The sequence below is a fragment of the Lysinibacillus sp. BF-4 genome, from assembly GCF_000743635.1.
Taxonomy (GTDB): Bacteria; Bacillota; Bacilli; order Bacillales_A; family Planococcaceae; genus Metalysinibacillus; species Metalysinibacillus saudimassiliensis.
Map to the genome: position 1 here is coordinate 1 of NZ_JPUW01000052.1, position 11,584 is coordinate 11,584.

Sequence of the window (11,584 nt, forward strand, 5' to 3'; positions counted from 1 at the left end):
CTTTTTTGTTTTGTTAGCCTAGAGCCTTTGTATAAATGTGCTCGAGATGTTGACTAATATGTGAAGTATCCGTACACGGGCTTAAATCCATTAAACGAACCATAAAAGCATTGCGTTCGTCCTGTATAGCACCTTCATATTTTAAGGGATAGAGTGCCCACACCTCATGTACAGGCTGAAGCGCTACAGCTGGTGTCGTGGTAGACAGTACCGCAGTACGCATATTGCGACTATACGCCTCTAACTGTAGCATCGTTGCTGGCACAGGCAGTGTGCTATCTACTAACACCTCATCCTCCCAAATATAATCGCGGTGGCGGTATTTAAAATCAACGATGAGTGAGCCCGCATAGTGATTTGCCTTCCATAAATCAATACGGCAATCAGGGCGATTGTTTTGCAACGTATACAGTGGCGTCGTCACAGAGCTTTGTTCACGCATTCTCGGGATTAACTCATCGTACACCATATAAATTTTACTGCTCCCACGCATAAACGTATATGTTAGCTTTTGTGCGGTGCGTACTTCTTCGATTTTAGTATAGCCTAGCCCCTCTGTTAATTGTGCCAGTTTAATAAAGCCCCATAACTCATATAACTCGTCTGTGCGTCTAAAATGGTCCTGCTCTACTACTACACGCTGTGGTAGCGTTTGCTGAAGCGCTTGATAGATAGCGCCATAAAGACCTGCGCTAAAAAATACACGTGGTAAAAAGCTAGCGCGAGGCTGTGCTACACCTTGTAGCCAAGGTGCTTGTAAACAACGTTGCACTGCCTGTTTTATCGTACCAGGCGCTAATGTCAAAGCATACTGCGTTAGCCAGTGTTTAAGAAGGCGGTTTTCGGCAATGTCGTAGTTAGGTAAGGTTTGTACACTTGGCTGTAAATGACGGTAGGGTTTTTGACGACGTAGTCTTTTAGCTTTGCCATCCATACGTCCCTGCCCCTTCGGTTGTAGCCCATACCCCTTCGTTACTTCAAAGCGAGGTTGCTCAGACAAAGCGCGTAGTAATGGTAATAGTATAGGCGCCTGCTCCTCTTGCTCAACAATCTTACTTGAGCGTGTCATCGCAAGCTCTCGTGCATTGGTAAGCAATGTCTCACGCATGCGTGCAAATTGTTGCTTAGTCATCCGCTTCGGTTGTACCGTAAGCCGTGCGTAATAGCGCACTCCTTGTGCAACCACTTGTAAATAATAATCCCCTGCAATTAATGGATAGCTCCTATTATTAGCATACGCATAAATAACATAAGGCTGCGGACGAGCAATCGCATAAACCCCTATCGCATCCTGCGAAGTAAGCGGTGTATGTTCCGTTAAAAAATCAGCATATAATCTTGCGTCGTTGCCAGTAAATTGCATCATTAACTCGGTATTTTCCGTTAACTGAATAGCTCCACTTGTAGCCTCCTGCTCAGTTACAAAATACGACGTGACATCAACCGCTTCTTTGGGCTTTTCCACAAGCATTAGCTTAAAAGGCATAGCCATGCTGCGTTAGCTCCTTTGCTTTTACGGCCAATGCCTTGCGCACATACGTAAAGTCTGATAAATCCTCATAGCTATTGCACACTTGCACAATATCACCTGCGTCCTGAACAAGTTGAGTAATGACAGCAGAAGTTCCTCGGATTTTAGAAATAATACGTTGAACGATTTGTAAATCAAATGCGACTGTGGCTGTTAACGTACTTCCCTCAAAACTTGTTATGTTTTTCATATACTTATCAATTTGGCGCACAATACGTGGACCTACACCACTATAGGCGCTCACCTGTTGTAATAACTCATGTAAATCCCATAAAAAGTTGAGTTGACGCTCAGTTAAGCTCATAACGGCTGTAGTATCAGCAAATGTATGCAGTGCAACAGGCTTTTTAATTGTGCCAAGCGTAATAGGAGCCTTATGTTGAAAGGCCTTAGCAAAAGGTAATACACGTAGTGTCATTAAATTAGCGCGGTCTAAAGCCTTATCACTCAACTGGTGCGTACTTTCGTCTAAATTAATTGTCCCAACAAATACGATATTATCCCCAAGTTTAATCTCGTGTGGGTAACGCGCTACTTTTTCTTTATAAAGTGGGTTATACAATTTAAGTGTGCGATCTTCAGGCGCAAGCTCTACTAACGACAAAAACTGTGAAAAATAATGTTCAATACGTGCTAAATTCATTTCGTCAAAACAAATGATATGCGTTTCTTTAGGGTGCTTTTCGGCATGTAATAGGATATCTACAATACCTGTAGTGGCAGGCTCATACTGTGCCTTATCCACATCAAAATAACCTAAAATATCCGCATCATCCGTCCAGTTGGGGCTAACAGGGATAAATAAAAATTGCGCCGCAGTTAACCCTAAGCTACGACGATACGATTGTATTAACTGCGACTTACCTGTACCACTCATGCCTGCTAAAATCGTAAGTCCGCCTGTTTTCATACAAGTATGGAAGTTATGCAAATCCATCGGTTTATAAGCTAACTGCATCGCCTCTGTTTCCTTAAGCCAGCGCGCAAAAAATGCTGCTTCATTTGCAATTGTTTGGGTAAAAGACTTAACCACTATAACTTGTTCCGTAGGCGCTTTCACCCTTAATGTCTTTGCGTCTTGCATATAATAACGCAATGCGTCTAGCTGAGCTTGCTCAATAAAGGCCACATCACGATAGCGATACAAATTACTACGAATATCCGCAGGTACTTCACCATAACGTAGTGGGGAATCTTCAGTCACATCAAATTTAAAGCCACCATGCGCATAATGATGTGAGGTAAATGAACCAATGAAGAATAAACTATCTGCCGTTTCGTAAAAAATAATAGTAGGTGTATCTTCTACATCGTGCGAAATTTGCTCAATACGCCCAACAAACTTACGACTTTGAAGACGTTTTAAAAAGGCTGTGATATCGGCTGTTTCACTTGATTTAGGGGTAAATACAGGTAAAGCTTGATAGAAATCGTTTAGGGTAAACTGTTCAGTACGCGGTAGTAACTCAATATCACGCGCTACCCAATGCGCCTGCCCAGTTGTAGTGGGACGTTTATAACATTTAAAAAGCAATAAATCATGTTGTGTATGGCGATATAAGTGAGCACAACGCTCGTCATTAGTGCCGCCTACATCACGAAAGCCTGTTGGTACAAGATCTGTGCCCCAAGAAGTGATTTTAGCAATATCTTGTAGTGGAAAGCGTTTGTAAGGTGAAGATAGTGGGCGAATGCCAAACTGTAGTTCGCCACTTGTATTTGTGAAAATTGTGCGGTCCATATCATACGGGTCATAATGCTCGATAAAACCAAGCATGACCGCTTCAGGCTCACGTGCCGCGATGGTTGTAACAGTCTCCTCAGCTTCTTTAAGCGCATGCTCCTTTTCGTGCAATGCTAACTCAAGCTCTTGAATGCGGGCAACATGTTGTACATGCATCTCCTCAGTCGTTTGCACCTCAGTACGTAGCTGTTTAATTTGTGTGCGCCCTTCCTCGCATTGTTGCTGTAAGCTTGCTACCTGTGCCTCATACTTTTTTTGCTCACGCAGCTTGTCCTGTTCTAAGGCAGTTGTTTTGCGTTGCCAGTTTTTACGCTCTGTCTCTAATTGTTTTTTTATTTTTTTAGTGTCTGGCACTGGCGTGACGGGTGTCTTTTTTTCTTTTACTACGGGCTTTGACTCATCATAATACTGCTGATATAGCGTGTATGCTTCGTCAAAATGGTTATTGGTAAGGTAAAGCAATGCTTGTTGTGTAGGATCAATTGTTATCTCTTCCACACTCGTAATTAACTCCGCTATAACTTCTTTAGACAACGGACTCGCTAACTCTTGCTCCTCAATAGCCTTCATTTTATCCTTTGGCAGTGCCGCAAATAATGGCAGGCTTAATGCAGGCACAGGCAAGACGCGCGATAAAAAGCTATTCTTTAAACGTTTGAGCTGCACCTCATAAAACTTACGTGGCATTTTATTAGGGTTTTTTCCATGTAGCTTTTTGTCGAGTTGCATAGTAATTTCGGCAAGCATGGGGTTAGTTAAATCTTGTGTGAGCCACTCAATAAATTTATCTGAGCTTAAGGCCTCTTTTACTTCGGTAGATAATGTCTCATAATTTTGCATGCGTCAATCTCCTCTGTGTAAAGTATTATATGTTTCACCTTAATTTTACCATGTGCAAGGGGCATCGTCATATAAGCGTTTGAGAAAAAGGAAACCTTTTTGGCGCGCTATCGTATAAAATAGATATATAGAGGAGGGATTGCAATGGGTATTTTTGATTTTATGCGCAATCAATTTATTGAAGTAATCGAATGGACAGACAATACATCAAACACATTGGTGTACCGCTTCCCTGTCGCAAACAATGAAATTAAAATGGGAGCATCATTAATCGTACGCGAATCGCAAATGGCAGTCTTTGTGAACGAGGGTGTTGTAGCTGATGTGTTTGGCCCAGGTCACCACGAGTTAGCTACACGCAACATTCCTATCTTAACGAAACTAAAATCATGGCCACAAGGCTTTAACTCGCCCTTTAAGGCAGAGGTATACTTTGTAAATACAAAGCAATTTATTGACCAAAAATGGGGTACATCTAACCCGATTATGATGCGTGATGCTGAGTTTGGCATGATTCGTTTACGTGGTTATGGTATTTACTCCTACCGTGTAAGTGATCCTAGCGTATTTTTAAAAGAGTTATTTGGTACAAGTGCAACCTTTACTACAGAAGCGGTTGAGGGGCAATTAAAGAAAATGATTGTCTCAGGCTTAAGTGATTTATTTGCGGAGTCTAAAATTCCTGCGCTTGATTTAGCGAGCCATTACGACGAGCTAAGTGAATTAGGCCGCCAAAAAATGATGCCACGTTTTGAGGCCTTTGGCTTTGCGTTAACATCACTATACATCGAAAACCTATCACTACCAGAAGAAGTCGAAAAAGCAATGGATACACGCACATCTATGGGTGTCATTGGGAATATGGGACAGTTTCAACAATACCAAGCAGGTCAAGCACTGCGTGAAGCGGCTCAAAATGAGTCGGGCGGTCTTGCAGGTGCAGGCGCGGGACTTGGTGCAGGTGCAGCACTTGGCGGCATGATGACAAATGCAATGAATCAAAACCAACAAAGCGCACAAACGGTTGCCTGCCCACACTGCCAGGCACAAATTTCGCCGACAGCTAAGTTTTGTCCTGAATGTGGTAAAGCACCACAACCTGCTACACAAGCATGTATCACCTGTCACGCCGCTATCCCAGCTAATACTAAGTTTTGCCCTGAATGCGGTACGAACCAAACCGAAAAAACATGTCCAAAATGTAATCACGTCAACAGCCCAACTGCTAAGTTTTGTGCAGAGTGCGGCGAAACATTAGCGTAAGAGGTGAGAAAAAATGACGCATACCGATGTAACACGCTCAGCTACAGCTAACTTTAAATGTCCTAACTGCGGCGGTAATGCGCTTTTTGACCCTTCGATTAATGAGCTACGTTGCCCTTTTTGCGAGACGGTCATCCCTATCGAGCGCACGACACTTAATAACATAGAGCTTGACTACACTGAGGCATTACTAGCCGCAAATACAGCTTGGTCGGATGATTTACGAGTGTTTCACTGCAATAACTGCGGGGCTGAAACGATTTTGCAGGGGCAAAACGTGGCAGACTTTTGTTCGTTTTGTGGCTCCTCCCATATCGAAAAAACAGACAATAACGCAGGCATACGCCCCTCGCTCGTCATTCCCTTTCATATTGCACGTACACAAGCGGAAGCCATGTTTAAGGAATGGATTAACAAGCGTTACCTCGCGCCTAGTAAACTAAAAACGAGTCATACGCTCGACCGTCTAACAGGGATTTATATCCCTTACTGGACATATGATACACAAACTTCGTCACATTATACCGTTAAAATTGGTACACATTACTATGTACCTGAAACCTATACAACTACCGATGCAAATGGTAATACGACAACCCACACACGTATGGTTCAGCACACACGCTGGCATACAGAGAATGGTTACCATGAAGAATTTTTTGACGACGTATTAATTCATGCGACCAATAAAAATACTGACCATCTCTTACGTAAAATTGAGCCGTTTAAACTCCATGATTTAGTGGACTACCAAGACGCTTACTTGTCGGGCTTTATTGCCGAACGCTACGCTGTACCTATCGAAGCAGGTTGGCGACGTGCACGTGATGAGGTAGATGCAGGCATTAGCGCAAGCATTGAAGGTAAAACACGCGGTGACATCGTCATTGTACAGCACGTGGATACAGCGTATGATGCGATTACCTATAAGCATATTTTATTACCGATTTGGCTGTCATCTTTCCAATTTAACGGTGAGGTTTATCCCTTTATTGTTAATGGGCAGAGTGGTAAGGTCGCGGGTGATGCACCAACAAGTTGGGTAAAAGTTAGCCTGCTTGTATTGCTTGGTATAGCGGTCATTACGATGTTGTATTTATACTTTAGCAATCAATAAAAAGAAGCAACTGCAGCTGCGGTTGCTTCTTTATTTACGTAAAATTGGTTGGGTAATGAGCTTTTCAAACTCTGCAGCTGGTAAAGGTCGACTAAAATAATAGCCCTGCACAAACTCACAACCATGCCTCTCTAATACAGCTAACTCCTCTGGTTCTTCAACGCCCTCCGCTACAACATAAAGACCAAGCGCATGTGCTAATGATATAATAGCCGCTGTCATAGCTACACCTGATGGCTCAGGGATAATATCTTGCACAAAAGCACGATCAATCTTTAAAGCATCAATCGGGAATTTTTTTAAATAACTTAAAGATGAATAGCCTGTACCAAAATCATCAATCGAAATTGCGATGCCTAACTCGCGTAGACTTGTAATCGTTTGAATTAGGTCCTCCGTGTAATCAAGCATCGTCATCTCTGTGATTTCGATTTCTAGCTCTTGCGGACGTAGCCCCACTTCATCAATCGTAGCCTGTACGGACGCAACAAAGTTTTCCTGTGTTAAATGCATCGGCGAAATATTCACCGCGACATGCAACGAAGTACCATATTGTTCATTCCATGCTTTCACTTGACGCGTAGCTTTATCAAGCACCCATACACCAATATCACCGATTAAACCGCACTCCTCAGCAAAAGGGATAAATGTATCAGGGTATACTTGCCCTAAATCCTCATCATGCCAACGCAGAAGCGCCTCCATACCAACAAGCGTATCGTTTTTAATATTAATTTTTGGCTGATAATGTAACTCTAGCTTATCCAATTTAATCGCATTATGTAGCTTTGTTTCCATCATGAGCCACTTATCATGTCCACGATTAAGATTAGGCTGATAGACTTGGTAATCACTAATTTTATGGGATTGTTTCGCGCTAAGTAAAGCGGTGTCTGCATTTTTTAATAATTGTTCAGAATCATGCGCATCCTCTGTAAAAATACTAATACCAATACTAATTGATGCATAAAACTCAAAATCATCAATTAAAAAGCTTTCATCAAATAGGCCAATAATACGACGTGCTACACGGTCAATCTGTGCTACATCCTTAGTAATAAATATAAATTCATCGCTATTATAACGGAAGAACATCTCCTCAGCTGTATTTAAACTCGCTAAACGTGTTGCCATTTCTTTTAAAAACAAATCACCCACTACATGACCTAGCCCATCATTAATATTACGGAAGCGGTTAACGTCAATAAATACTACTGCGAAAGGTGTTACTTGATTAATATAGTCGTTCATTGTTTTATTAAGTCTGCGACGATTCGGTAGATTAGTTAACTCATCACGATACGCAAGCTCTGTCACTTTTTTTATATCCTTTTGTGCCGTAATATCCGTACGAATCGCAACATATTGGTAAGGCTTACCCTTTTCATTTAAAAAGGGAACTACCGTGGTCTTTACCCAATAAAGAGAGCCATCTTTAGCACGATTACAAACGTCGCCCTTCCATGTCTTCCCACTACCAATCGTACGCCACATTTCTTTAAAAAAGGATTTTGGGTGGTAGCCCGAATTTAAAATGCGGTGATCCTGTCCGATTAGCTCCTCTTTAGTATATTTTGCAATATCACAAAAGTGTTGGTTAACGAACGTGATTTTCCCTTGCGGATTTGTGATGGCTACAATGACAGAAAAGTTCAGTGCAGAAATAATATTTTGCACTTCTTCCATTGTGTAATCACCATTATCCAGTTCTTTTAGTACAATTGACTGCTGTTGCATAGATTATTCTCCCACCTTTGTGTAAGAACTAGCGGTAAATTCCCTTTAAATTATGCTATAAGATGTATTTTTAAAATGCTAGTTACGTAAAAAGTTATATAAAATCGCCACTCGAATTAGCCTTATGGCATATAAGTCATAGTATACCACGACTACTCACTATATTTCACCCTAAACAAATAAAAAACCTTCAAGAGCAAGGTTTCTCAAAGGTTTTCAAGGTATTTTTACGATATTCTGCGGTGTATGTAATTGTTTATTGGCGCTTTTATTATAAGCAGCCAGCTGTTCTTCTGACAAAGTCATCATATAATATTGGAAATTAATTGGTTTTAAACCGTGCATTTCGCATGCTTTTTGGTAATAGTTATACCCTTTTCGATAATCCTGCATTACGGCTACTTCCTCCCTTAAATAAAATGTAAGCCCTCCCGACGAAACAAATCGCTGAAGGGCTTACTGTAAAATTGCGGCATCGCTTTTTGTCACGACGTACACATCCTTTTTATTAGATTGCTGTAGCTAAAGCTTGGCGATTGTATGCCGAAAGCTGTTCTTGCGATAATTGTAATACGTAATAGCGGAATGGGATTGCCTCAATACCAAAATTCTCACACATCTCACAATAAAATCGATATCCATCTTTGTACATTGTCATTGTAACCATCTCCTAAAGTTTGTTGTATAACAGTTGCTGTTATTAATTAATAATATACAACAGTTTGTAGTACAGCGTCAACCCTTTTTGTTAAGTTTTTTGACAATTACAATATTTTAGCTTAAAGCAAGAAAAAACAACCCATTTACTCATTCAATGGGTTGTTTTTCAGCACTTGTTGGAGCTGCTCGTCTTCGATATGTGTGTAAATCTGTGTCGTTGCTACGCTTTCGTGCCCTAATATTTGTTGTAAGCTACGAATATCTGCCCCCGCTTGATATAACAAAGTGGCTGATGTATGACGTAATTTATGGGGTGTAACACCTTTTTTATTAACACCTGAAGCGGTATTTACCTCTTTAATAATGCGCGAAATATGTTGGCGCGTGAGACGCGTGCCCTTTTGCGATACAAAGAGCGGTGTTTCGCCCGTACCACGGTAGCTATGTTTGTACGCATTATACTGCGTAAGCGCTTCTTTACAGGCATCATTCAAATAAATAATGCGTTCCTTATTACCTTTACCAATAATCGTAATGTAATCTTGCTGAATGGAACTTTCGTTTAGGTTACATAATTCAGTTACACGTAAACCTAAGTTTAAAAAGAATGTAACGATACAAAAATCACGCGGATTTTTTGCCCCAGCAATAAACTGCTTTGTTTCAGGTAATGTCATATAAATTGGCGCGCGGCGTACCTGCTTAGGTGTTTCGAGTTGGGCAGCTGGGTTTTCTTCAAGCAGTCGGCGTTTGTCGCGCAAATAGTTAAAGAAAGATTTTAAGGTAGCTACTTTGCGTGCGCGTGAGGCGACACCATTACCTCGCACTTGTTCGCAGTACTCCATAAATAAATACAAATCTTCGAGCGTTAGCTCTTTAAGTAAATCAATCGTTACTTCTTGAATAGACGTGATCTCCTCGATATCCTTGCCTTGCTCCATAGATAATACAAAGCGTAAAAATAGGGTGAGATCATATTCGTATTCTTTGCGTGTACGCATAGATTTACCGCGGATGGTTGTAAGGTAAACGAGGAAATCTCGTAATAGTTTAGGTTGCAAATTTTATCTTCCTTTCTCTCATAAATTATAGCATAAATAATGTTCCCAAATATAAATTTGGGAACATTATTAGTTTTTCATTGTTTTACCCTACTTTTACGTAACGCTGTGAGACGCATCGAATTTAGCTAAGGTGGGTGGTTACCCATCTCGTTTCGTCTCACAGCGTTTTTAGAAATGAAACCTTTTTAAGGCTACGCCGTATACTATAGTAAGGCTATTACGAAAGCGAGGGAGTATTATGAACAAAAGATTACCTACATGGGCTACAGTTTTAATGGTTTTTATCGGTATCAGTATGTTAATTAACGCCATTCCCTTTATTATAGGGATTGTTGGCTTAGTGGCCATTGTATACTTTATAAAATATGTACTTGAGCGCTCGAAGGATGTTGTGGTCGAGACCAAGGAACAATTTGCTGCTTTTACACAAGAGCGCGACACAACTAACCGCTTACCTGCTTGGAAGGAATACAACTACATCGAAAAACGTTTAATCGAAGATGACTCAAAATATGTAAAACGCTTACGTCACCAAATGTTTGAAGCAGAGCAAGATGGTTTTAAATATTTTAAACAGGAAGCAAAAGAGTTACGCAACTATATTAAAGAGGGCGATATTTCACGTGATGTATATTTAATATTTGATAAAAATGCGATTATTATTGCAGATATGGCGCGTGATTTAAAAACGATTTCTTTAGATAAACAACCGTCACCCGTTGTAGAAGCTAAGGTTAAAGTAATGTGGCGCGAATTACGCCATATGCATAATGAGTTAATCAGCGCGATGAAAGCCCACGCCAAAATGATCGAAAATGATTACCTTGGCGAAGCACGTGAAGAACGTGAGGAACTCGAAAAATTAATGGCGGCGCGCGAACAGGAGCGTCAGGCATTTGAACAATCTATGAAACAGTAAGGGAGAGATTTTTTCTCCCTTCTTTTTATTTTGTTTACATAATATTGTTATGTAAATTAACATAGGAAAACCATTGTCATTATGTAATAATTAGGATGAGGTGATAAATCGTGGACAGTCTTATAGGATGGTTTATCCTACTTGCGATTGCCTTCGCAGTAGTAAGCTTTATTATTACGGTGATGGTGACGTATTGGTTTGTAATTGCGGCAGTGACTGCGCTAATCGCTGGTATTAAACTTTACCCAACTCGTATCAAGCCTTGGCTTGAAGAAGTGAAGGTACAACTAGCTATTAAAAAAGCTGATGCAGCACTCAAAAAAAGTGGACAATTACTTGCAGGTTGGGAAGATTACATTACAGTTAATAAATTACTTCCCCCTTTACTACAGCAACATAATGCGCCGTATTACTATGACATTATTGCCTATGTAAGAGATGGCGATATTAAACGTGAGGTATATTTTGTATTCGATAAAAATCGTATGATGCTACAAGATATGGCGAAGGATTGCCAAACATTTAGTAAAAAAACTACCATTTCGGCAGTTACGCAAAGTAAAATCACAGCACTTTGGCAAGAGCTACAGCTCATTAACACAAATATTATGGCAGAGATTATGAACCACGCACAAACCATTGACCAAGAGTACTTGGCGGACTCACGTGAGGAACGTGCCATTATGGATGAAATTATCGCAGAAAAAAG

At 40.7% G+C, this 11,584-nt stretch carries 10 protein-coding genes; 4 read left to right on the forward strand and 6 right to left on the reverse strand.

Annotated elements, in window-relative coordinates:
* Positions 1-13: 13 nt before the first annotated feature.
* Complete coding sequence (locus CH76_RS12320; RefSeq protein ID WP_036146812.1) at positions 14-1,492, reverse strand: hypothetical protein; 1,479 nt, start codon at positions 1,490-1,492, stop codon at positions 14-16.
* Positions 1,476-4,115: an AAA family ATPase gene (locus tag CH76_RS13595; RefSeq protein WP_051910363.1), complete on the reverse strand. Its 2,640-nt coding sequence runs from the start codon at positions 4,113-4,115 to the stop codon at positions 1,476-1,478. The genes CH76_RS12320 and CH76_RS13595 overlap by 17 nt, the downstream gene beginning before the upstream one ends.
* Before the next feature lie 144 nt (positions 4,116-4,259).
* Here CH76_RS13595 and CH76_RS12330 point away from each other — a divergent pair, with 144 nt between their 5' ends.
* A complete protein-coding gene (locus tag CH76_RS12330; RefSeq protein WP_036146814.1) occupies positions 4,260-5,378 on the forward strand; it encodes an SPFH domain-containing protein in 1,119 nt (372 codons plus the stop codon).
* A gap of 13 nt (positions 5,379-5,391) precedes the next feature.
* Complete coding sequence (locus tag CH76_RS12335) at positions 5,392-6,495, forward strand: TFIIB-type zinc ribbon-containing protein (protein ID WP_051910364.1); 1,104 nt, start codon at positions 5,392-5,394, stop codon at positions 6,493-6,495.
* 30 nt (positions 6,496-6,525) lie between these two features.
* On the opposite strand, the gene CH76_RS12340 is transcribed toward CH76_RS12335, so the two are convergent.
* From CH76_RS12340 to CH76_RS12355, 4 genes are all read right to left on the reverse strand, one after another.
* Positions 6,526-8,232, reverse strand: a complete 1,707-nt coding sequence (locus CH76_RS12340) for a GGDEF and EAL domain-containing protein (protein ID WP_036146818.1) — start codon at positions 8,230-8,232, stop codon at positions 6,526-6,528.
* Between the two features lie 216 nt (positions 8,233-8,448).
* Positions 8,449-8,625 (reverse strand): hypothetical protein, encoded by a 177-nt coding sequence (locus CH76_RS12345; RefSeq protein WP_036146820.1) that lies wholly within the window; start codon positions 8,623-8,625, stop codon positions 8,449-8,451.
* A gap of 115 nt (positions 8,626-8,740) precedes the next feature.
* Positions 8,741-8,890: a hypothetical protein gene (locus CH76_RS12350; protein ID WP_036146822.1), complete on the reverse strand. Its 150-nt coding sequence runs from the start codon at positions 8,888-8,890 to the stop codon at positions 8,741-8,743.
* A 145-nt stretch (positions 8,891-9,035) separates the two neighbouring features.
* A complete protein-coding gene (locus CH76_RS12355; protein WP_036146827.1) occupies positions 9,036-9,953 on the reverse strand; it encodes a tyrosine recombinase XerC in 918 nt (305 codons plus the stop codon).
* A 241-nt stretch (positions 9,954-10,194) separates the two neighbouring features.
* Between CH76_RS12355 and CH76_RS12360 the strand changes: the two genes are divergently transcribed.
* Together CH76_RS12360 and CH76_RS12365 are read left to right on the forward strand one after the other, a co-directional pair.
* Positions 10,195-10,875: a hypothetical protein gene (locus tag CH76_RS12360; protein ID WP_036146828.1), complete on the forward strand. Its 681-nt coding sequence runs from the start codon at positions 10,195-10,197 to the stop codon at positions 10,873-10,875.
* A gap of 110 nt (positions 10,876-10,985) precedes the next feature.
* The coding region (locus CH76_RS12365; RefSeq protein ID WP_036146830.1) for a hypothetical protein at positions 10,986-11,584 on the forward strand (599 nt) is incomplete at its 3' end.